The 21,027-nt window shown below is 62.9% G+C and carries 18 protein-coding genes; 13 read left to right on the top strand and 5 right to left on the bottom strand.

The window, feature by feature from the left end:
• Positions 1-361: 361 nt before the first annotated feature.
• Positions 362-1,600 (bottom strand): transporter associated domain-containing protein, encoded by a 1,239-nt coding sequence (locus AC07Y9_RS14755; protein WP_102679290.1) that lies wholly within the window; start codon positions 1,598-1,600, stop codon positions 362-364.
• A 12-nt stretch (positions 1,601-1,612) separates the two neighbouring features.
• Positions 1,613-2,425, bottom strand: a complete 813-nt coding sequence (locus AC07Y9_RS14750) for a cytochrome C assembly family protein (RefSeq protein ID WP_007927682.1) — start codon at positions 2,423-2,425, stop codon at positions 1,613-1,615.
• Between the two features lie 198 nt (positions 2,426-2,623).
• On the opposite strand from AC07Y9_RS14750, the gene ffh reads away from it, so the two are divergent.
• The 6 genes from ffh (at position 2,624) to AC07Y9_RS14720 (ending at position 6,698) form a co-directional block, all read left to right on the top strand.
• A complete protein-coding gene (gene ffh, locus AC07Y9_RS14745; RefSeq protein WP_007927681.1) occupies positions 2,624-4,000 on the top strand; it encodes a signal recognition particle protein in 1,377 nt (458 codons plus the stop codon).
• A 248-nt stretch (positions 4,001-4,248) separates the two neighbouring features.
• Entirely contained in the window at positions 4,249-4,500 is a 252-nt protein-coding gene (gene rpsP, locus AC07Y9_RS14740) for a 30S ribosomal protein S16 (protein ID WP_007927680.1), read from the top strand.
• A 5-nt stretch (positions 4,501-4,505) separates the two neighbouring features.
• The gene (gene rimM, locus AC07Y9_RS14735; RefSeq protein ID WP_007927679.1) at positions 4,506-5,042 is read left to right on the top strand and encodes a ribosome maturation factor RimM; all 537 of its coding nucleotides are present in this window, start codon (positions 4,506-4,508) and stop codon (positions 5,040-5,042) included.
• A 2-nt stretch (positions 5,043-5,044) separates the two neighbouring features.
• Entirely contained in the window at positions 5,045-5,797 is a 753-nt protein-coding gene (gene trmD / locus AC07Y9_RS14730) for a tRNA (guanosine(37)-N1)-methyltransferase TrmD (protein ID WP_007927678.1), read from the top strand.
• 45 nt (positions 5,798-5,842) lie between these two features.
• Complete coding sequence (gene rplS / locus AC07Y9_RS14725) at positions 5,843-6,193, top strand: 50S ribosomal protein L19 (RefSeq protein WP_007927677.1); 351 nt, start codon at positions 5,843-5,845, stop codon at positions 6,191-6,193.
• 91 nt (positions 6,194-6,284) lie between these two features.
• Positions 6,285-6,698, top strand: coding sequence for an acyl-CoA thioesterase (locus tag AC07Y9_RS14720; protein WP_007927676.1), 414 nt, complete (start codon positions 6,285-6,287; stop codon positions 6,696-6,698).
• A 69-nt stretch (positions 6,699-6,767) separates the two neighbouring features.
• Here the strand turns inward: AC07Y9_RS14720 and AC07Y9_RS14715 are convergent, their stop codons facing one another.
• Complete coding sequence (locus AC07Y9_RS14715) at positions 6,768-8,573, bottom strand: cation:proton antiporter (protein ID WP_102679289.1); 1,806 nt, start codon at positions 8,571-8,573, stop codon at positions 6,768-6,770.
• Positions 8,574-8,680: 107 nt separating this feature from the next.
• Here AC07Y9_RS14715 and xerD point away from each other — a divergent pair, with 107 nt between their 5' ends.
• The 6 genes from xerD to AC07Y9_RS14685 all read left to right on the top strand — a co-directional run bounded on the left by xerD (position 8,681) and on the right by AC07Y9_RS14685 (position 18,546).
• Positions 8,681-9,577, top strand: a complete 897-nt coding sequence (gene xerD, locus AC07Y9_RS14710) for a site-specific tyrosine recombinase XerD (RefSeq protein ID WP_102679288.1) — start codon at positions 8,681-8,683, stop codon at positions 9,575-9,577.
• Between the two features lie 207 nt (positions 9,578-9,784).
• Positions 9,785-10,516 (top strand): thioredoxin fold domain-containing protein, encoded by a 732-nt coding sequence (locus AC07Y9_RS14705; RefSeq protein WP_007927673.1) that lies wholly within the window; start codon positions 9,785-9,787, stop codon positions 10,514-10,516.
• A gap of 131 nt (positions 10,517-10,647) precedes the next feature.
• On the top strand, positions 10,648-11,952 hold the full coding sequence (locus AC07Y9_RS14700; RefSeq protein ID WP_007927672.1) for a homoserine dehydrogenase: 1,305 nt from the start codon (positions 10,648-10,650) through the stop codon (positions 11,950-11,952).
• A gap of 104 nt (positions 11,953-12,056) precedes the next feature.
• Positions 12,057-13,466 carry a threonine synthase gene (gene thrC / locus AC07Y9_RS14695; protein WP_007927671.1) on the top strand — a complete coding sequence of 470 codons (1,410 nt, stop codon included), beginning with the start codon at positions 12,057-12,059 and terminating at the stop codon, positions 13,464-13,466.
• A 169-nt stretch (positions 13,467-13,635) separates the two neighbouring features.
• Positions 13,636-17,211 (top strand): ATP-binding protein, encoded by a 3,576-nt coding sequence (locus AC07Y9_RS14690; RefSeq protein WP_102679287.1) that lies wholly within the window; start codon positions 13,636-13,638, stop codon positions 17,209-17,211.
• A 90-nt stretch (positions 17,212-17,301) separates the two neighbouring features.
• Positions 17,302-18,546, top strand: a complete 1,245-nt coding sequence (locus tag AC07Y9_RS14685; protein WP_102679286.1) for an EAL domain-containing response regulator — start codon at positions 17,302-17,304, stop codon at positions 18,544-18,546.
• Positions 18,547-18,553: 7 nt separating this feature from the next.
• On the opposite strand, the gene AC07Y9_RS14680 is transcribed toward AC07Y9_RS14685, so the two are convergent.
• Entirely contained in the window at positions 18,554-19,216 is a 663-nt protein-coding gene (locus AC07Y9_RS14680) for a response regulator (RefSeq protein WP_102679285.1), read from the bottom strand.
• Positions 19,217-19,691: 475 nt separating this feature from the next.
• On the opposite strand from AC07Y9_RS14680, the gene AC07Y9_RS14675 reads away from it, so the two are divergent.
• Positions 19,692-19,976 carry a DUF3509 domain-containing protein gene (locus AC07Y9_RS14675; RefSeq protein ID WP_007923026.1) on the top strand — a complete coding sequence of 95 codons (285 nt, stop codon included), beginning with the start codon at positions 19,692-19,694 and terminating at the stop codon, positions 19,974-19,976.
• Between the two features lie 166 nt (positions 19,977-20,142).
• Here the strand turns inward: AC07Y9_RS14675 and AC07Y9_RS14670 are convergent, their stop codons facing one another.
• Positions 20,143-21,012 carry a TIGR02285 family protein gene (locus AC07Y9_RS14670; protein WP_371919073.1) on the bottom strand — a complete coding sequence of 290 codons (870 nt, stop codon included), beginning with the start codon at positions 21,010-21,012 and terminating at the stop codon, positions 20,143-20,145.
• Positions 21,013-21,027: the final 15 nt, after the last annotated feature.

Below are 21,027 nucleotides of genomic sequence, written 5' to 3'. Positions count from 1 at the left end.
CAGTCATGTGCTCCATGGGAGCGAATTATTATGGTCGAACACCCAGGGATGTGGGTTTGGCGCGGGCGCGGCTCGGGGTGGGAGCGAAGCCTGCCAGAAGCGGGCGGAGCAGGGCAGAAGCCGCTGGGTGCGGGTAGCACGCGGGTGCTGCGGGGCTTGGGTAAGCGGATCGATTATAGGAAGGCCCCTAACGATCAAACAAGCGGGACTTGAAACCCTGTAGCCGCTGCCGAGCCTGCGAGGCTGCGATCGACCGCGAATCGGTCGCAAACCCTGTATCTGCGTTCTGTCTGATACAGCGTATTGGCAGGTTTTGCGCCGGCTGCGCCGTCGATCGCAGGCTGCGCCAGCGGCTACAGGGCTACAGGGTGGGCGCGGTGAGCGGCTTGGTGTGCCAGATCAGTACGCGACTGACCCGGTTGTCCTCGGTTTCGAGGATTTCCAGGCGGTAGCGGCCGATCTTCAGGCAAACGGCGCTGTCGGGAATGGTCTCCAGCGCTTCGGTGACCAGGCCGTTGAGGGTTTTCGGGCCGTCGCAGGGCAGGTGCCAGCCCAGGCTCTTGTTCAGTTCGCGAATCGAGGCCGCGCCTTCGATCACGAAACGTCCGTCGGCCTGGGGATGGATATGCGGGTTGTCGAGGCTGTGCTCGCTTTCGAATTCGCCGACGATTTCTTCGAGGATGTCTTCCAGGGTGACGATGCCCAGCACTTCGCCGTACTCGTCCACCACCATGCCCAGGCGGCGCTGCTGCTTGTGGAAGTTCAGCAGTTGCAACTGCAGCGGGGTGCTTTCCGGCACGAAGTAAGGTTCGTGGCAGGCCGCCAGCAGCGCCTCCTGGGTCAGGCTGGCATCCGGCAGCAGGTGACGGATCTGGCGGGTGTTGAGGACCGCCTCGACCTGGTTGATATCGCTGTGGAACACCGGCAGGCGGGTGCGCTTGGACAGGCGCAGCTGTTCGATGATGTCGGCGATGGGGTCGTCGAGGTTGATCCCGTCGACCTCGCTGCGCGGCACCAGGATGTCATTGACGGTGATGTTGTCCAGGGCATGGATGCCCGACACCGGGTGCGGTCGGCCGTTGGCATGTTCTTCGGCGTCGTCCGGGTCGACAGCCTGCTCGTCTTCGCTCTGCTTGACGGCGCCGGCCTTGCGGGTGAAGGGGCGCAGCAACAGCTGGCTGATGCTGTGGAGCAGCCAGGCCGCCGGGTAGATGATCTTCAGCGGCACGCCCAGCAGGGTATTGCCCAGGCTGAGGATCGCATCCGGATAACGGGTGGCCAGGGTGCGCGGGAGGTAGTCGGCGAGTACCAGCAACACGCTGGTGGCGATCAGACAGGCCAGCCAGGGGCCGTTTTCCGCCCACTGCAGGAGCGCCAGCAAGGTACTGATGATGACCGCCAGCACCCGGCACAGGGTGTTGCAGAGAATCAGGCTGTCGCGCGGGAAGCTCAGGCGCGCCAGCGGTTTGTCGCCGGAGCGCGAAGCGGTGCGCAGGGTCAGCAGGTGTTGCTGGGCGGCTTCGATGGCGGTGAACAGCCCCGACCACAGCACCAGCAAGGCCAGGACCACGAGCATTGGCTCTATGGGCAGGTTGTCCATTATCGCCGCTCGTCAGATATGCAGGATGTATTCACGGACCAGCTTGCTGCCGAAGTACGCCAGCATCAGCAGGCAGAAGCCGGCCAGGGTCCAGCGAATCGCCTTGTGTCCGCGCCAGCCGAGGCGGTTGCGGCCCCACAGCAGCACGCTGAACACCACCCAGGCCAGGCAGGCCAGCAGGGTCTTGTGCACCAGGTGCTGGGCGAACAGGTTCTCGACGAACAGCCAGCCGGAGATCAGCGACAGCGAAAGCAGGGTCCAGCCGGCCCAGAGGAAACCGAACAGCAGGCTTTCCATGGTCTGCAGCGGCGGAAAGTTCTTGATCAGCCCGGACGGGTGCTTGTGCTTGAGCTGGTGGTCCTGCACCAGCAGCAACAGGGCCTGGAACACGGCGATGGTGAACATGCCGTAGGCGAGGATCGACAGCAGGATATGGGCGAGGATGCCTGGCTCTTCGTCGATCACCGGCACCGTGCCAGTGGGCACGAACTGCGCCAGCAGCACGGTCAGCGCCCCCAGCGGAAACAGCAGGACCAGCAGGTTCTCCACCGGAATGCGCGAGCAGGCCAGCAGGGTCAGGGCAATCACCGCGGCGGCGATCAGGCTGGCGGCGCTGAAGAAGTCCAGGCCCAGGCCCACGGGCGTCATCAGGTGGGTCAGGAGGCTGGCGCTGTGGGCGAGCAGGGCAAGGATGCCGAGCGAGACCAGCAGGCGCTTGTTCGTCTTGGCGGCTTGAGCCAGACGAGTGCCTTGATAGAGGGTCGCAGCGGCATAGAGGCAGGCGGCGGCGAGGGTGGTTAGCAAGCTGGGTGACAAGGGGAGCATAAATCCTGTTAGGCAAGCCCGAAAGTCGTTGAGTTTGGCATAGAACCGCCATCACACGAAAGACCGTGCAACCAGACGGCGGCTGTGCGTCGCACGCAGTCTTCGCTATAATCCGCGACCTGCCCACGGAGCACCTCTTTATATAGGGGCCCCGAGCCGCCATTACCTCGGTCTACTTAGGGCCTGAAAGGATCGCGCATGTTTGAAAACCTAACCGACCGTCTCTCGCAGACGCTGCGCCATGTCACCGGCAAGGCCAAGCTGACCGAGGACAACATTAAAGACACCCTGCGCGAAGTGCGCATGGCGTTGCTCGAAGCCGACGTCGCCCTGCCGGTGGTCAAGGACTTCGTCAACTCGGTGAAGGAACGTGCGGTCGGCACTGAAGTGTCGCGCAGCCTGACCCCGGGCCAGGCATTCGTGAAGATCGTCCAGGCCGAACTCGAAAGCCTGATGGGCGCGGCCAACGAAGATTTGAACCTGAGCGCCGTGCCGCCTGCCGTCGTGCTGATGGCCGGTTTGCAGGGCGCCGGTAAGACCACCACCGCCGGCAAGCTCGCGCGCTTCCTTAAAGAGCGCAAGAAGAAGAGCGTGATGGTGGTATCCGCCGACGTTTACCGTCCGGCGGCGATCAAGCAGCTCGAGACCCTGGCCAACGACATTGGCGTGACCTTCTTCCCGTCCGACCTGAGCCAGAAGCCGGTCGCGATCGCCGAAGCGGCTATTAAAGAAGCCAAGCTCAAGTTCATCGACGTGGTCATCGTCGACACCGCCGGTCGTCTGCACATCGACGCCGACATGATGGATGAGATCCAGGCGTTGCACGCGGCTGTCAAGCCGGTGGAAACCCTGTTCGTGGTCGACGCCATGACCGGCCAGGACGCCGCCAACACGGCCAAGGCCTTTGGCGACGCACTGCCGCTGACCGGCGTGATCCTGACCAAGGTCGACGGCGATGCCCGTGGCGGTGCTGCACTGTCGGTGCGTGCGATCACCGGCAAGCCGATCAAGTTCATCGGTATGGGCGAGAAGAGCGAAGCGCTCGAACCGTTCCACCCTGAGCGTATCGCTTCGCGCATCCTCGGCATGGGCGACGTGCTCAGCCTGATCGAGCAGGCCGAACAGACCCTCGACAAGGAAAAAGCCGACAAGCTGGCGAAAAAGCTGAAAAAAGGCAAAGGCTTCGACCTCGAAGACTTCCGCGATCAGCTGCAACAGATGAAGAACATGGGCGGCCTCGGTGGCCTGATGGACAAGCTGCCGAATATCGGTGGCGTGAACCTGGCGCAAATGGGCAATGCCCAGGGCGCGGCCGAGAAGCAGTTCAAGCAGATGGAAGCCATCATCAACTCCATGACCCCGGCCGAGCGCCGCGACCCCGAGCTGATCAGCGGTTCGCGCAAGCGTCGGATCGCCATGGGTTCCGGCACCCAGGTGCAGGACATCGGTCGCTTGATCAAGCAGCACAAGCAGATGCAGAAGATGATGAAGAAATTCTCCGCCAAGGGCGGGATGGCGAAAATGATGCGCGGCATGGGTGGAATGTTGCCCGGCGGCGGCATGCCGAAGATCTGAAGAATCCGCGCCGGCAGCCATGCCGGCGTTTCCCGCGGGGACGCGGGACCTCCAGCAAACCCGCGTTTGGCGGGAGCTGACTCGCCGTTGTTGCCAACGGCCCTATAGCAAATCTGGATGGCAGCCGGTAGGCGCCGGAAAAAGTCATTTGCAAAAGTCCGGATATTCCTTAGAATATGCGGCCTTTCGGGCACCCATGCCCGCTGTGCATTTAGATTTGCAGCACCGACTACAGGAACGATGTTCACATGCTAACAATCCGTCTTGCCCTTGGCGGCTCCAAAAAGCGCCCGTTTTACCACTTGACCGTGACCGACAGCCGTAACCCACGCGACGGTTCGCACAAAGAACAAGTTGGCTTCTTCAACCCGATCGCTCGTGGTCAAGAAGTCCGCCTGTCCGTGAACCAAGAGCGCGTAGCCTACTGGCTGAGCGTTGGTGCACAACCGTCTGAGCGCGTTGCTCAGCTGTTGAAGGAATCGGCTAAGGCTGCAGCCTGAACCCTATGAACGCGACGCCTGCTCCTGCTGATGATTTGATCGTTATCGGCAAAATCTACTCTGTTCACGGCGTTCGCGGCGAAGTGAAGGTTTATTCCTTTACTGATCCGATTAAAAACCTGTTGGATTACAAAACCTGGACGCTCAAGCGCGAAGGTAGCGTGAAACAGGTTGAGCTGGTCAGCGGACGCGGGAATGAAAAATTCCTGGTCGCAAAGCTCAAGGGTCTCGATGATCGTGAAGAAGCGCGTCTTCTGGCCGGTTATGAGATCTGCGTGCCGCGCAACCTGTTCCCTGAACTGACCGACGGCGAGTACTACTGGTACCAGCTGCAAGGTCTCAAGGTCATCGACACTCACGGGCAGCTGTTCGGGAAAATCGATCACCTGCTGGAGACCGGCTCGAACGATGTAATGGTGGTCAAGCCTTGCGCTGGCAGCCTGGATGATCGCGAACGCCTGTTGCCCTATACCGAGCAATGCGTGTTGGCCGTCGACCTGGCAGCGGGCGAGATGAAGGTGGATTGGGACGCGGACTTCTGAACGTGGCTAGCCTGCGCGTAGAAGTGATCAGTTTGTTTCCCGAGATGTTTTCCGCCATCAGCGACTACGGCATAACCAGCCGCGCGGTGAAGCAGGGGCTCTTGCAGCTGACCTGTTGGAATCCGCGAGACTACACCACGGATCGACATCACACTGTGGACGATCGCCCATTTGGCGGTGGCCCGGGCATGGTGATGAAGATCAAGCCCCTGGAAGATGCTCTGGTTCAGGCCAGGCAGGCAGCCGGGGAGGGTGCGAAGGTGATCTACCTGTCGCCCCAAGGCCGCAAACTGACTCAGTCGGCGGTACGCGAGTTGGCGAATGAGGATGCATTGATCCTGATTGCCGGTCGTTATGAAGGCATTGACGAGCGTTTTATTGAAGCTCATGTCGATGAAGAGTGGTCGATTGGCGACTATGTACTCTCCGGTGGCGAGCTGCCGGCGATGGTCCTGATTGATGCGGTTACGCGACTGCTGCCCGGAGCTTTAGGGCATGCGGATTCCGCGGAGGAGGATTCCTTCACGGATGGTCTGCTGGATTGCCCGCACTACACCCGACCGGAGGTGTATGCGGATCAGCGTGTTCCCGACGTGTTGCTGAGTGGCAACCACGCACACATCCGGCGTTGGCGTTTACAGCAGTCCCTTGGTCGGACCTATGAACGACGCGCCGATCTTCTGGAAAGCCGCTCGCTTTCTGGAGAAGAGAAGAAGCTGCTCGAGGAATACATCCGCGAGCGGGACGATAGTTAACAACGTATCGATGGTAGATCCGACGATTTACCTTAGGAGCACAGCATGACCAACAAAATCATTCTTGCACTCGAAGCAGAGCAGATGACCAAAGAGATCCCAGCCTTTGCCCCGGGCGACACCATTGTCGTTCAGGTGAAAGTGAAGGAAGGCGATCGTTCCCGTCTGCAAGCGTTCGAAGGCGTTGTAATCGCCAAGCGTAACCGCGGCGTGAACAGTGCATTCACCGTTCGTAAAATCTCCAACGGTGTTGGCGTAGAGCGTACTTTCCAGACCTACAGCCCGCAAATCGACAGCATGGCTGTCAAGCGTCGCGGTGACGTACGTAAAGCCAAGCTGTACTACCTGCGCGACCTGTCGGGTAAAGCAGCTCGCATCAAGGAAAAACTGGTTTAAGTCCAGCTTCCGATGCAGAAAAAAGCAGCCTACGGGCTGCTTTTTTGTTGCCCGTCATTTATCCCCGAATTGTGTTTCAGGCAGTAGAACCATGAGCCCCCGCGAGCAAGAAATCCAACGCCGGACCGAGCTGTCGGTGACCCGCGTGACCAAGGCGGTATTCCCGTCGACCACCAACCACCACAACACCCTGTTCGGCGGCACGGCGCTGGCCTGGATGGACGAAGTGTCGTTCATCGCCGCGACCCGTTTCTGCCGGTTGCCGCTGGTGACCGTGTCCACCGACCGTATCGACTTCAATCACCCGATTGCCGCCGGCTCCATCGTCGAGCTGGTGGGACGGGTGGTAAAGGTCGGCAATACCAGCCTCAAGGTCGAGGTTGAGGTGTTCGTCGAGAGCATGAGCTGCGATGGGCGAGAGAAGGCCATCCATGGCCTGTTCAGCTTTGTCGCTATCGATGACGACAAGCGCCCGGTACCGGTGCTGCCGGGGTTTGTCGACTGATCGCGAGCAAGCCTCGCTCTTGCGGGATTTCACCGTTCTGTAGGAGCGAGGCTTGCCCGCGATGGGCTATCAGGTCGTCGTATCCTTCTGAATCAACGCCACCAGGGTCCAGCCCGCGGAGGGCTTGAGGGCGCTGCCTGGCGTCACCACATGCACCCAGCCGCTGTTGTCGCGAGCGAACAGCAGAGTCGCCCGCTCACCATGCAGCGCCTGGTAATCCTCCCAGCCAAAACCTTCGGTCAGGTTGGTGCTGTACAGCTCCGCACCCTGTCCCAGCAGGCTGGCCAGTTTGCTGTAGGACAGCGTCTCGTTACCCAGTAGGTGCCCGCGATGTTCATGGCTGGCCCGGTGCTTGTCGGTGCGCCGGCTTTCCTGGCTGTTGGCCAGGCCGAACAGGCGCTGATGGCCGAAGTCGTGGCGAAAACGCATGGAGGCCAGGGTGTTCAATTCGCCGGAGGGCGACAGCGCCAGCAGATGGCCAAGCCCCACCAGGTCCAGATGGGCATCGGCGTGTTGCGATGCCGGGTTGCCGAAGTAGGTCGGCAGGCCGTCCATGCGCGCGGCCCGGATGTTCTCCCAGCTCGAATCGGTCAGCAGCACGCGGCTGCCCAATTGTTGCAGGGCCTTGCCGATGGTCCGTGCCGGAGCGTTCGCCCCGACGATCAGGAAACCGCTCGGCGCTGGTTCCGCGACCTTCAATAGGCGGGCCAGCGGCCGCGCGGTGGCGCTCTGCAGCACCACGGTGCCGATGATCACGGCAAAGGTCAGCGGCACCAGCAGCAGCGCCCCTTCATGACCAGCCTGGTCCAGGCGAATGGCGAAGATCGCCGAGACCGCCGCGGCAACGATGCCTCGGGGCGCGATCCAGGCCAGCAGGGCCCGTTCGCGCCAGCTCAGGTTCGAGCCAGCGGTGGATAGCAGCACGTTCAATGGCCGGGCGATGAACTGGATCACCAGCAGCAGAATCAACACCAGCGGCCCCAGGGCGATCAGGGCGTTGAGGTCCAGGCGCGCCGCCAGCAGGATGAACAGCCCGGAAATCAGCAGCACGCTGAGGTTTTCCTTGAAGTGCAGGATGTGCCGGACGTCGACGTCCTTCATGTTGGCCATCCACATGCCCATCAGGGTCACGGCCAGCAGGCCGGACTCATGCATCACCTGGTTGGCGCCGATGAAGATGCCCAGCACCGCCGCCAGCGTGGCCAGGTTGTGCAGGTATTCCGGCAGCCACTGGCGGCGCATGATGGTGCCCAGCACCCAGCCGCCGACGATGCCGAACAGGCTGCCGCAGAGGATTACCCCGCCGAAGGTCATCAGGCTGTGCTGCAGGCCCTGGCCCTCGGCGCTGGCGATGATGAAGCTGTAGACCACCACCGCCAGCAGGGCACCGATCGGGTCGATGACGATGCCTTCCCAGCGCAGGATGTTGGCGATCGACGCCTTGGGCCGCACCACCCGCAGCATGGGCACGATCACGGTGGGCCCGGTGACCAGGGTCAGGGTGCCGAACAGCAGCGCCAGCAGCCAGTCGAAGCCCAGCAGCCAGTGGGTGGCCAGGGTGATCACCGCCCAGGTCGAAAGGGCGCCGATGGTCACCAGCCGGTGCACCACCTTGCCGATCTCGCGCCACTCCGACAGGTGCAGGGTCAGGCTGCCTTCAAACAGGATCAAGGCCACCGCCAGCGACACCAGTGGCATCAGCAGCGGTCCGAACAGTTCCTGCGGGTCGAGCCAGCCCAGGACCGGGCCGGCGAGAATGCCGCTCAACAGCAGGAACAGAATGGCCGGCAGTTTCAGGCGCCAGGCCAGCCATTGGCAGCCCACTGCCGCCACGCCTATGCCGCCAAAGGCCAACAGAATCTGTTGTTCGTTCATTGAAGCTCCCTGTTCCTTGAAATAGCGGGCTATGAAAGACTAGCGACCCTCTGCACAGTTCACTATTTATTTGCGCCCGGCCTCAAGGCCGCGCCTTTCGAGTATTTATGCCTGCCATCGACCATCCCCTGATAGACCGTTTCCTCGATGCGCTATGGCTGGAAAAGGGCCTTTCGGACAACACCCGCGAGGCTTATCGCAGTGACCTGGCGTTGTTCAACGGCTGGCTACAGGAAAAGGGACTGGAGCTGGTGAATGCCGGTCGCGAGCTGATTCTCGACCACCTCGCCTGGCGGGTGGAGCAGGCCTACAAGCCACGCTCGACCGCACGTTTTCTCTCCGGGGTGCGCGGCTTCTATCGTTACCTGCTGCGGGAAAAACTGATCGCCGTGGACCCCACGCTGCAAGTCGATATGCCGCACCTGGGGCGGCCGTTGCCCAAGTCGCTGTCGGAGGCCGATGTCGAGGCCCTGCTGGCCGCTCCCGACCTCAGCGAGGCTATCGGCCAGCGTGATCGCGCCATGCTTGAAGTCCTGTATGCCTGCGGCCTGCGGGTGACCGAGCTGATCAGCCTGACCCTGGAGCAGGTCAACCTGCGCCAGGGCGTGTTGCGGGTGATGGGCAAGGGCAGCAAGGAGCGCCTGGTGCCGATGGGCGAGGAAGCGATTGTCTGGGTCGAGCGCTACATGCGCGATGCCCGTGGCGAGCTGCTCGGCGGGCGGCCCAGCGATGTGCTGTTCCCCAGCCAGCGTGGCGAACAGATGACCCGGCAAACCTTCTGGCACCGGATCAAGCATCAGGCCAAGGTCGCCGGGATCGGCAAGTCGCTGTCGCCGCACACCTTGCGGCACGCCTTCGCCACCCATCTGCTCAACCACGGCGCCGACCTGCGGGTGGTGCAGATGCTGCTTGGCCACAGCGACCTGTCGACCACCCAGATCTACACCCATGTCGCCCGGGCCCGTTTGCAGGACCTGCATGCCAAGCACCATCCCCGCGGTTGAGTGAGGTGTCGGTCGCCGCGAACGCCGGCTGCGGCGACCCGGGAGCGGTTCCGCGCCGATCGGCAAATGACCGGCTTGGCTCAGCGGGAGCCCGCCAGGCGGGCCTTATGTGGTAGGCTTTGCCGGTTTACAAAGTGGGCCGTTATGACCCGGTGTTCTAGTACGGGCGTTCTGACCGTCCCATTTGTCCGCCTTCAGGAGTTCCCAATGCGCGTGACCCAGATAATCGCCGCCGCAGCCATTGCGTTGGCCAGTACCTTTGTTATGGCCGATGACGCCGCCGAAAAAGCGATTCGTAAAAGCCTCCAGGGCCTGCAACTCGAAGTCCCGGTAGAAAGCATCAGCGCCAGCCCGCTGCCCGGTGTCTATGAAGTCAAGCTCAAGGGCAGCCGCGTGCTGTACGCCAGCGCCGACGGCCAGTTCGTGATGCAGGGCTACCTGTTCCAGCTCAAGGACGGCAAGCCGGTCAACCTGACCGAAAAGACCGAGCGCCTGGGCGTGGCCAAGCTGATCAACGCCATTCCGGTCGCTGAAACCGTGGTCTACCCGGCTATCGGCGAAACCAAGACCCACATCACCGTCTTCACCGACACCACCTGCCCGTACTGCCACAAGCTGCACGCCGAAGTGCCTGAGCTGAACAAGATGGGCGTGGAAGTGCGTTATGTCGCCTTCCCGCGCCAGGGCCTGGGTTCGCCGGGCGACGAGCAGTTGCAGGCGGTCTGGTGCTCGGCCGACAAGAAAGCGGCCATGGACAAGATGGTCGATGGCAAGGAAATCAAGGCCGCCAAGTGCGCCAACCCGGTTTCCAAGCAATTCGCCCTGGGCCAGTCGATCGGGGTGAACGGCACGCCGGCCATCGTTTTGGCCGACGGCCAAGTGATTCCGGGCTACCAGCCTGCGCCACAAGTCGCCAAACTGGCGCTGGGCGCGAAATAATCCTGCGTCGTCGAGCCTTTGACGATCATGACGCGGCGGTTGTGGCCGACGCGTCATTAATAGAGAGCCGTGTGGTTTGCGGCTGTTTTCCACGGCCGACCTAGTGTCGGCCGTTTCATGGGGAGTTCAGAGTGAATCCGGTCAAAGTGGGCATCTGTGGGCTGGGTACCGTCGGTGGCGGTACCTTCAATGTACTTCAGCGTAACGCCGAGGAAATTGCTCGTCGTGCCGGGCGTGGAATCGAAGTGGCACAAATTGCCATGCGCACGCCAAAGCCTCAGTTCCAAACGACCGGTATTGCGATTACCAACGATGTGTTCGAAGTGGCCACGAACCCTGAGATCGACATCGTCATAGAGCTGATGGGCGGCTATACCGTTGCCCGCGAGCTGGTACTCAAGGCCATCGAGCATGGTAAACATGTGGTCACCGCCAACAAGGCGCTTATCGCCGTACACGGTAACGAAATTTTCGCCAAGGCCCGTGAGAAGGGGGTGATCGTGGCGTTCGAGGCCGCCGTGGCGGGTGGTATTCCAGTCATCAAGGCGATCCGCGAAGGCCTGTCGGCCAACCGTATCAACTGGGTGGCCGGGATCATCAACGGCACTGGCAACTTCATCCTCACCGAAATGCGCGAGAAGGGTCGCACCTTCGAAGACGTGCTGGTCGAGGCCCAGGCCCTGGGTTACGCCGAAGCCGACCCGACCTTCGACGTCGAAGGCATCGACGCCGCGCACAAGCTGACCATCCTGGCGTCCATCGCCTTTGGTATCCCGCTGCAGTTCGACAAGGCCTACACCGAAGGCATCACCAAGCTGACCACCGCCGACGTGAACTACGCCGAGGCCCTGGGCTATCGCATCAAGCACCTGGGCGTGGCCCGCCGCACCGATGCCGGTATCGAGCTGCGCGTGCACCCGACGCTGATCCCGGCCGATCGCCTGATCGCCAACGTCAATGGCGTGTTCAACGCGGTGATGGTCAACGGCGACGCCGTCGGCTCCACGCTGTACTACGGCGCCGGCGCCGGCATGGAGCCGACCGCTTCGTCGGTGATCGCAGACCTGGTGGACGTGGTTCGCGCCATGACCAGCGACCCGGAAAACCGTGTGCCGCACCTGGCCTTCCAGCCGGACTCGCTGTCGGCGCACCCGATCCTGCCGATCGAGGCCTGCGAAAGCGCCTACTATCTGCGGATCCAGGCCAAGGATCATCCGGGCGTACTGGCCCAGGTGGCGAGCATCCTGTCCGAGCGCGGCATCAACATCGAGTCGATCATGCAGAAAGAGGTCGAAGAACACGACGGCCTGGTGCCGATGATCCTGCTGACCCACCGTGTGGTGGAACAGCGCATCAACGATGCGATCACCGCGCTGGAAGCCCTGCAGGGCGTGGTCGGTCCGGTCGTGCGGATCCGCGTCGAACATCTGAATTAATTCAGCGGCAAGCGCCAAGCCGCAAGCTGCAAGTAAAAGCCGATTCGCTTTGACTTGTCGCCTGTCACTTGAAGCTTGCAGCTCCACACCAAAGGTTTGCTTATATGCGTTACATCAGCACCCGCGGCCAGGCACCGGCCCTGAATTTCGAAGACGTCCTGCTGGCCGGCCTGGCGAGCGACGGCGGTCTGTACGTACCGGAAAACCTGCCACGTTTCACCCAGGAGGAAATCGCTTCCTGGGCCGGCCTGCCGTATCACGAGCTGGCGTTCCGGGTGATGCGCCCGTTCGTCACCGGCAGCATCCCGGATGCCGACTTCAAGAAAATCCTTGAGGAAACCTACGGCGCTTTCTCCCACAACGCCATCGCCCCGCTGCGCCAGCTCAACGGCAACGAGTGGGTCCTGGAGCTGTTCCACGGCCCGACCCTGGCGTTCAAGGACTTCGCCCTGCAACTGCTGGGTCGCCTGCTGGACTACGTGCTGGAGAAGCGCGGCGAGCGCGTGGTGATCATCGGCGCCACTTCCGGTGATACCGGTTCGGCCGCCATCGAAGGCTGCAAGCGTTGCGACAACGTCGATATCTTCATCCTGCACCCGCACAACCGTGTGTCCGAAGTGCAGCGCCGGCAGATGACCACCATCTTCGGCGAGAACATCCATAACATCGCCATTGAAGGCAACTTCGACGACTGCCAGGAAATGGTCAAGGCCAGCTTCGCCGACCAGGGCTTCCTCAAGGGCACCCGCCTGGTGGCGGTGAACTCGATCAACTGGGCGCGGATCATGGCCCAGATCGTCTACTACTTCCACGCAGCCCTGCAGCTGGGCGGCCCGGCGCGTTCGGTGGCGTTCTCGGTGCCGACCGGCAACTTCGGCGATATCTTCGCCGGTTACCTGGCCCGCAACATGGGCCTGCCGATCAACCAGTTGATCGTCGCCACCAACCGCAACGACATCCTGCACCGCTTCATGAGCGGCAACCAGTACGTCAAGGAAACCCTGCACGCGACCCTGTCGCCGTCGATGGACATCATGGTCTCGTCGAACTTCGAGCGCCTGCTGTTCGACCTGCACGGTCGCAACGGTGCCGCGCTGGCCGGGCTGATGGACTCCTTCAAGCAGGGTGGCGGTTTCAGCGTCGAGCAGGAGCGCTGGACCGAAGCGCGCAAGCTGTTCGACTCCCTGGCCGTGGACGACGCCCAGACTTGCGAGACCATCGCCGAAGTCTTCGCCCAGACTGGCGAAGTGCTCGACCCGCACACCGCGATCGGCGTCAAGGCCGCCCGTGAGTGCCGTCGCAGCCTGGACATCCCGATGGTGGTGCTGGGCACCGCGCACCCGGTGAAATTCCCGGAAGCGGTGGAAAAGGCCGGGATCGGCAAGGCCCTGGAATTGCCAGCGCACCTGTCCGATCTGTTCGAGCGCGAAGAGCGTTGCACCGTCCTGGCCAACGACCTGAAGGCCGTCCAGGCCTTCGTCAGCCAGCACGGCAATCGCGGCAAACCGCTCTGATCGACTGACATCGATCGTCAACAAAGCCCGTCTCTGACGGGCTTTGTCTTTTTATACACAGGCTGTTTATCGCGGCGCGTCTTCCAAGGACAGAACTTAAGGCCAGAGCTCAAGGACAGAGCATCTAGAATAGGGCGGCGACGCGTCGAGGATCACCCACAGGATGCTTATGTTGCTGCGCCCGGTTTTGTGCACATTGATGGTTTTGGCGACGCTGGCCCTGGCCCCGTGCCTGATGGCGGCGCAGAACCTGCCCTTCAAGCTGGTGCCGGCCTTCGTCGAACTGGAGCCGCTCACCCTGGCCCCGGTCGAACGGCAATGGCTGGCGGGCCGTGGCACCTTGAAGGTGGGCATTTCGATCGATGACTACCAGCCGATCGACATCACGCGCGACCGCAATCGTTACCAGGGCATCAGCGCCGACTACCTGAGCCTGGTCGGCGAACGCCTGGGCATGCCCATGGAGGTGTTGGGATTCTCCGAGCGCGAGCAAGCGGTCGAGGCGCTGCGCAATGGCACGATCGACATCCTCACCAGCGCCAACGGCTACGAGCGCGGGGTCGCCGGGCTGCACTTTTCCAGCGACTACATGCCCGACCGGGCGGTGGTGGTCGTACGCCGGGACGAGGCCCAGATCCCCGAGGGCCTGGCCGGCAAGAAAGTGGTGCTGCTGGAAGGCTATGCGGACGCGAAGGTCGCCCACGCGGCTTATCCCCACAGCCAGATCATTCTCTCGCCCAATCTGTACAGCGGCCTGGAAGCGCTGAATCAGGGGGATGTCGATGCCTTTATCGGCAATGAAGTGATAGTCCGTGCCTACAAGGCGCTGCGTCCTTACCTGGGGTTGCAGGTCCGCACCGGCAGCCGGCTGCCGCCGATCGGCTTTGCCTTCGCCACGCGCCAGAGCGACCCGTTGTTGAGCCGCCTGATCGAGCGAGCGCTGGAGAGCATCGACGATTCCACGGACCGGGAAATCCTGGCCCGCTGGACCACCGGGCTGGGCGCCAGCACCGGCGACGAGCGGATCAAGTTGAGCAAGGCGGAGCGCGCCTGGCTGCTCGAACATCAGCATGTGGTGGTGGCTTCCCAGCAGTACCCACCCTATGTGTTCAAGGACAAGGACGGCCAGTGGACCGGGCTGAACATCGACCTGCTCAACCGCATCTCGAGAATGACCGGCCTGCAGTTCATCCAGGAGGAAAGCTTTTCCACGACCCATACCCTGGACCTGCTGCTCAAGGGCCGGGCCCAGATGAACACCACCTTGTCGGCCAATGACGAGCGCTGCGGCTTCCTCGACTTCACCCACCCCTTTGGCGGTTCGGCGTGGGTGTTCGTGGTCCGCGCCGAGGACATCCAGCTCAACACCTTCAGCCAGTTGGCGGGCCGGGTGCTGGCGCTGCCGGCCAAGCATGCGCTGGAAAGCTACGTCCGGCAGAACTACCCGAAGGTCCGCCTGCGTTCGGTCGCTACCTACCAGGAGGCGCGGGCCCTGGTGGCCAATGGCGAGGCCGACGCGACCATCCAGAATGAAGTCGAGGTGCAGGGGTATCCGGCGAACGGGCTGCGCATCGGCCGCAGCGTCGAAGGCAAGTGGTCGGCCGACGAGTTGTCGGTGCGCCGGGACCAGCCCGAGCTGCTGAGCATTCTGAACAAGGCCCTGGAAGCCTTCCCGGTGGCCGAGCTCAGCGCCATCCGCCTGAAATGGCTGGGGGTGACGCCGGTGCCGGTGCCCATGTGGCAGCGGGTGCCGGTGTGGATCTACTGGGTCACTTTCACCGCCATCCTGTTCGGCCTGCTGTCCCTGGCCTGGAACACCCGGCTCAAGGGGCAGATCCGCCAGCGCCTGCAAGCCGAGCAACGACTCAACGACCAGGTGGCGTTCAAGCGCGCCTTGCTCGACGGTATCCCCAACCCGATCTTCGTCCGCGACCTGGCCGGGCGCCTGATCACCTGCAACAAAAGCTACGAAACCCAGACCGGCATGCGCCTGGAACAGATCAAGGGGCTGTGCCTGACCGAGCTGGATGTGTTGCCCGAGGCCACGGTCCGGCAGTTGCACCGCGAGTTCCTGGAGCAGCTGGAGTCCCAGGAGTCGGTGTTCGTCGACCGTCAGATCGAGTCCAGAAGGGGCCCGGTGCATGTCTATCAATGGACGGTGCCGTTCTACAGCGCCCAGGGTGAGTTGCAGGGGTTGCTGGGGGGCTGGATCGATATCACCGAGCGCAAGCGTCTGGAGGAAGAGCTGCTGCAAGCGCGTCGCGCGGCGGATCAGGCGAACTACGCCAAGAGCGCCTTTCTCTCGACCATGAGCCACGAAATACGCACGCCGATGAATGCGATCATCGGTTTGCTGGAACTGGAAAAGGAACAGGCGCGCCTGCGCGGCATGCCGTTTTCCGATGCGCTGCGCGTGGCCTACCAATCGGCGCAGGAGCTGGTCGGCCTGATGGGCGATAACCTCGACCTGGCCAAGATCGAGGCCGGGCACATGCAGCTGGCGCCGCAGACCGTGGCCCTGCGAGGCTTCTTCGAAGACATACAGCAATTGTTCGAGGTCACCGCGCGCAACAAGGGGCTGCACCTGACGCTGGCCTTCGACAAGGCGGCGGACGGTTTCTACTGGCTCGACCCGCTGCGCCTGCGCCAGGTGCTGCACAACCTGCTGAGCAATGCCCTGAAGTTCACCCAGGCCGGTGAGGTGCGGGTGTCCGTGGAGCGCCAGGCCGATGAACATGGCGCCGACCGTTTGTGCATCAGCGTGGCCGATACCGGGTCGGGCATCAGCCCCGAGAAGCAGGCGAGCCTGTTCGATCCGTTCATCCAGGCCCATCTGCAGACGACGCCGGAGCAGGGCGGAACCGGCCTGGGCCTGAGCATCTGCAAGCAACTGGTGGAGCTGATGGGCGGGCGCATTCTGCTGCAAAGCCAACCTGGCGTGGGAACCACCGTGACCCTTGAGCTTTACCCGGAACAGGTGGTCGAGGATTTCAGCCAGTCGCCCCAGGTGACCCGCGAGCGCCCGCAGAGCCGTCGCATGTCGGTGCTGGTGGTCGACGACGTGCGCGCCAATCGCATGGTGCTCAGCCAGCAACTGATGTTCCTCGGGCACAAGGTGGTGGCGCTCGACAGCGCCGAGGCGGCGCTGGCGCGCTGGCAGGGCGAGGCGTTCGACCTGGTGATGACCGACTGCCACATGCCGGGCATGAGCGGTTATCAGCTGAGCGAAGCGATACGGCAGATCGAGGCCCGGGAAGGGCGTGACGCCTGCCCGTTGATCGGTTGCACGGCCAATGCCTTCGAGGATGAGCAGCAGCGCTGCGAGCAGGCCGGCATGGATGAACTGCTGGTCAAGCCGGTGACCCTGGACCGGCTGGCGCAGATGCTTGCGCGCTTCTTGCCGCCGCCGTCCTTCGACATCCAGACCCTGCGCACCATGACCCAGGCGGACGAGCCGATCCTGCAACGCATGCTGCGCGAGCTGTGGAGCAACCTGGGGCAGGAGCAGGCGGCCCTGGAGTCGGCGGTGCTGGAGCAGGACTGGGCGCGTATCGGCGCGTCCACGCACCGCCTCAAAGGGGTGTGCTGCCTGATCGATGCGCTGCCGCTGGCCCAGGTCTGCATCGACCTGGAGGCCGTTGCCCGGGCCCACTCGACGGCGGTGCTGGCGGAGCACTGGCTGCGCCTGAAGGAGGCCATCGGCTGCTTGCGCAGCGATATCGAGCCGCATCTGGGTAGCGATTAAGACTTGTCTTATGGGGCGGCCTGCCCGCTGCGATTAACGTACCGGCCCGCTGCGGATTCTCGCCGCTCTCGCCGTATCGGAGGTCGTTCCATGCACAGGTTGAAAGTGCTCGTTCTTGAAGACAATTCGTTCCAGTTGATGGCCCTGCACCAGATGCTCAACGCCAATGGCGTGTTCAACGTGTTGAATGCCGAAAGCGTTGCCGCCGCCCGGCAATCCCTGGACAGCAAGGGGCCGGTGGATATCGCCATCTGCGATCTGTACCTGGAGCAGGCCGACGGGCTGGAACTGATTCGCTACCTGGCAGAGCAGCAACGGGCGAGGGCGCTGATCATTCTCAGCGACGCGCAAGCGGATGTCCGCGAAGGCGCCGCGGCGATGGCCCGGCAGCAGGGCCTGAATGTGCTGGGCTGTCTGCCCAAGCCGGCCTCGGTGACCCTGGTCAATGAACTGCTGGGCCTGTACCAGCAATGTTTCGAGCCTGGGCCGCAAGACTTGTCGCTGGCCCAGGTGCGCGAAACCCTGGCCCTGGATGTGTTCCAGCCGGAGGTGCCGACCGCCGAGGAAGGGCAGGCGGCGGTACTGCGCCATGGGGTCGCGCACTTCCAGCCGGTGGTCAGCCAGGACGGCGAGGTCCTGGGTGTCGAGGCGCTGGCGCGCTGGCAGCACCCGGAACACGGCTTGATGCTGCCTGCCGAGTTCCTGCCGGTGATCGAATTCGCCGGCCTGGAGGAAGCCTTCACCTGGCTCATGCTGGAGCAGGCCCTGCAGTTGTCGGCCGGAGTACGCCTGGTCATGGGCCGTTCGCTGGCGATCTCGGTGAATATCCCGGTGGGCATGCTGGAACTGCCGAACTTCGCGCGCCAGCTGGAAACCCTGCTACGGCGTTTTGAAGTGCCGGCACGCCTGCTGACCCTGGAAATTGTCGAGACCACCGAACTGGAAACCGATATCGCCCATGTGGAGGCCCTGCTGCGCCTGCGCATGATCGGCTGCAAGCTGTCGATTGGCGACTTCGGCACCGGCGGCACCAGCCTGCAGCGCCTGTTGGAATTGCCGTTCACCGAGCTGAAGATCCCGCCGGCCTTCGTCTGCGGGCTGGCTGGCGATGAGCGCAAGGCGGCCGTGGTGGCCGGCGCCATGAGCATGGCCCGGCGCATGTCGCTGGGCGTGGTGCTGGCGGGTATCGAGAGCGCCGCCGACTATCAGGCGGCCAAGAAGCTGGGGCAGGCGCGCCTGCAAGGCTGTTTCATCGCCGAGCCCATGAGCGCCGTCGCCGTGCGCCAGTGGATCGCCCGGCGCTTGCATGACGACCTCGACGAGCAGGCCGGCTGAGCCGGGCTCAGGCGAGCCCGTGTTCCTGCACGTAGATGTACAGCGCCGCGGCGCTGGACAGGCCGAGCTTGCGCATGGCGCTGACCTTCTGGGTGCTGACGGTCTTTTTGCTGCGGCTGAGCTTCGCGGCGATTTCCCCGACCGTCAGCCCGGCCGCCAGCAGGCGGATGACTTCGAGCTCGCGGGGCGACAGCTGTTCCCCGGACAACAAGCGATCCGGCCCGACCTCGCCCGCCAGGCTGAGAAGTTGCTGGATGGCCTGGGCGACAAACACCTTGTCGCGGCGCACATGGCTGATCGCCGCCGGCAGCTCGTCGGCCAGGCTGGCCTTGCTCAGCAGCCCCGAGACGCCCAGGTCGAGAATCGAACGGAACAGCCCGGCATTGTTGAGCATGGTCACCACCACGATCGGCAGCTGGGGATGATGCCGGCGCAGTTGCTCGATCAGGCGCAGGCCATCGTTCTGCTGTTCGCCCGGCATCATGAAGTCGGTGACCAGTACGTCGCAGGGACAGCTTTGCAGCAGTTCGCCGAGGGCGGTCGGGGAGCTGGCTTCGCCGACGATCTCCAGGTCGTCGTCGCGCTCCAGGACGGCCCGCAGGCCGATGAGGAAAATCGGGTGATCGTCGGCCAGGACGATCCGCAGTTTTTTATTGGACGTTTGATTCAAGACTCGCTCCGGTGAGAAGGCAGCATTTCGGACAGGCCCTGCAACCGGGCAACCGTCATCGCTGCGCCGCCGGGCTTTGCCAACCGCTCGAGGAGAGGGCCCCCATGGCCACACCCCCACCTGCCAGAAAGACCTGCGCCAGGCCTGAAAATCCGCCTCGGGAGCAGGTAGCGATGCCGGTTCGGATCGACCCTCGGCGCTATTCCTGCCAACAGGCGGTATTGCGCTACAAGAAGGTCGAGGCGCTGATCGATCAACCGGCACCGTCACGTTCGTTTCTGGTTTGAGTGCCGATTCTAGTCTGATCCGGGCTGTTTTTTATCTGTCATGTTTTGCGGGCATGCTGGATCGACTCAGGTCGGCAACCGCCAGCGGTTGCGAACTTTCTTCTCTGGGCGATGGTCACTTGAATGCCAGAAAGCTACCGGCATTGGTGTATTCGAGCCTTAATTCCAGCTATTGAGTGGTGATCGAGATGGAAAGTATCAGCCTATTGTTGGGTGAAGCTTTGAGCCCGTATCAGGTAACTCTGACCCCGCGCGCGCAGGGGGAATGCCTGGTGACCCTGAAGAATGCCTTGGGGGCCATCGTGGTCGAGCGCGAGTTCAGCCAGGCCCAGTTGACCGACAAGCGCCAGTTGACCGATGTCGTCGACGGTCTGCATCGCGACGTATTGATCGCCGAAGGCCGTCTGGAACCCTGTGTCATCGCGGCCTTGCGCAATGTGGCCCGGGAGAAGGCGTTCGATAGCGCACGCTGACTGGAATTTTCGGGAACCTTCGCAGTAAGCCATCAGTCAGACCCTTGGCAACAGGATCGAGCATTGTGCTCCGGTGCTTGTCGCCTGTTGCGCGGGTCTGGTTTCAGGCCACGTTTAACCCCGAGTCGTCTCCCCACTGCTCGGGGTTTCTTTTTGCCCGGATTTTTTATCGCTGCGGCGTGTCGCGGAAAAACGCCAGGGCATCGCTGCGGTATTGCTCGCGCCGCGACGGTTCCAGCCACTGGGCATAAAGCTCCAGCAAGGTGTGCGGGCGCAGTTCGAGCAGCGCCCGGTTGATGCGCTCCACCGCCTGCCGGCCCTGCGCTGTGTTCGAGCAGCCGACGTTCACTGACTGGTACCTGGGCATGCCCTGGATCGGGTAGAACTCCAGCTCATCGGGATCGATCCCTTGCTGTTGCGCCTGGAAACGGATTTCTGTCTGGTAACCGATCAAGGCTTTCAGGCGTCCGTGGCGTTGCATCTGCAGCAGGTTGCCGATGGCGCTGTTGCCGTAGTGGGCCATCAGCGCGCCGAGCGGAGCCTGTTTGAGCAGGCTGTCGATCGGTTCGCCATAACTGCGCTCGGCCACCACGCCCACATTGTGCAGGGGGCTGACCAGCAGTGCGCCCAGGTCGATCTGGCCGTCATGGATAAACGGCAGCAGGTCGGGATGGTCCTGGCGCCGTACCGCCAGGCCGTTGCTGAATATACGAAAAGTGGTGATGGAAAACGCCAGCCATTGTGCTCGCTGCGGGGTGAACAGCAGCGCCGGATCGCAGACGAAGGGCAGTTCCCGGAGCATCTGCATGGCCCGGGCGCGGTTGACGTGCACGAACTGATGGTCGTACTCCGGCAGGCTGGCCATCAGCACGGGCAGGGCCTGATCGATCACGCCCAGGCCTTTTTGCGGACCTTCGAAAATCGTCATCGGCGGCAGGTCGCGCAACACCCAGATCAGCGTGTCCCGGGCCTGGCTGGCCGGTGACCAGGCGCCGAGCGCCAGCAGCATCGACAACAGGCGTATGCCACGAATCATTTGCCTGCTACGGCA

Source organism: Pseudomonas sp. GW456-L12, assembly GCF_059424045.1.
The sequence above is the reverse complement of the archived record's forward strand: the minus strand, read 5'-3'. Positions and strand labels throughout refer to the sequence as shown.

Excerpts from the sequence above, each read along its gene's own strand:
- AC07Y9_RS14670 (WP_371919073.1), bottom strand. The coding sequence starts at position 21,012 with ATGATTCGTGGCATACGCCTGTTGTCGATGCTGCTGGCGCTCGGCGCC.
- AC07Y9_RS14755 (WP_102679290.1), bottom strand. The coding sequence starts at position 1,600 with ATGGACAACCTGCCCATAGAGCCAATGCTCGTGGTCCTGGCCTTGCTG.
- xerD (WP_102679288.1), top strand. The coding sequence starts at position 8,681 with ATGCCTGCCATCGACCATCCCCTGATAGACCGTTTCCTCGATGCGCTA.
- rimM (WP_007927679.1), top strand. The coding sequence starts at position 4,506 with ATGAACGCGACGCCTGCTCCTGCTGATGATTTGATCGTTATCGGCAAA.
- ffh (WP_007927681.1), top strand. The coding sequence starts at position 2,624 with ATGTTTGAAAACCTAACCGACCGTCTCTCGCAGACGCTGCGCCATGTC.
- thrC (WP_007927671.1), top strand. The coding sequence starts at position 12,057 with ATGCGTTACATCAGCACCCGCGGCCAGGCACCGGCCCTGAATTTCGAA.
- AC07Y9_RS14675 (WP_007923026.1), top strand. The coding sequence starts at position 19,692 with ATGGAAAGTATCAGCCTATTGTTGGGTGAAGCTTTGAGCCCGTATCAG.
- rpsP (WP_007927680.1), top strand. The coding sequence starts at position 4,249 with ATGCTAACAATCCGTCTTGCCCTTGGCGGCTCCAAAAAGCGCCCGTTT.
- AC07Y9_RS14690 (WP_102679287.1), top strand. The coding sequence starts at position 13,636 with ATGTTGCTGCGCCCGGTTTTGTGCACATTGATGGTTTTGGCGACGCTG.
- AC07Y9_RS14705 (WP_007927673.1), top strand. The coding sequence starts at position 9,785 with ATGCGCGTGACCCAGATAATCGCCGCCGCAGCCATTGCGTTGGCCAGT.
- AC07Y9_RS14685 (WP_102679286.1), top strand. The coding sequence starts at position 17,302 with ATGCACAGGTTGAAAGTGCTCGTTCTTGAAGACAATTCGTTCCAGTTG.
- AC07Y9_RS14715 (WP_102679289.1), bottom strand. The coding sequence starts at position 8,573 with ATGAACGAACAACAGATTCTGTTGGCCTTTGGCGGCATAGGCGTGGCG.
- AC07Y9_RS14720 (WP_007927676.1), top strand. The coding sequence starts at position 6,285 with ATGAGCCCCCGCGAGCAAGAAATCCAACGCCGGACCGAGCTGTCGGTG.
- AC07Y9_RS14750 (WP_007927682.1), bottom strand. The coding sequence starts at position 2,425 with ATGCTCCCCTTGTCACCCAGCTTGCTAACCACCCTCGCCGCCGCCTGC.
- rplS (WP_007927677.1), top strand. The coding sequence starts at position 5,843 with ATGACCAACAAAATCATTCTTGCACTCGAAGCAGAGCAGATGACCAAA.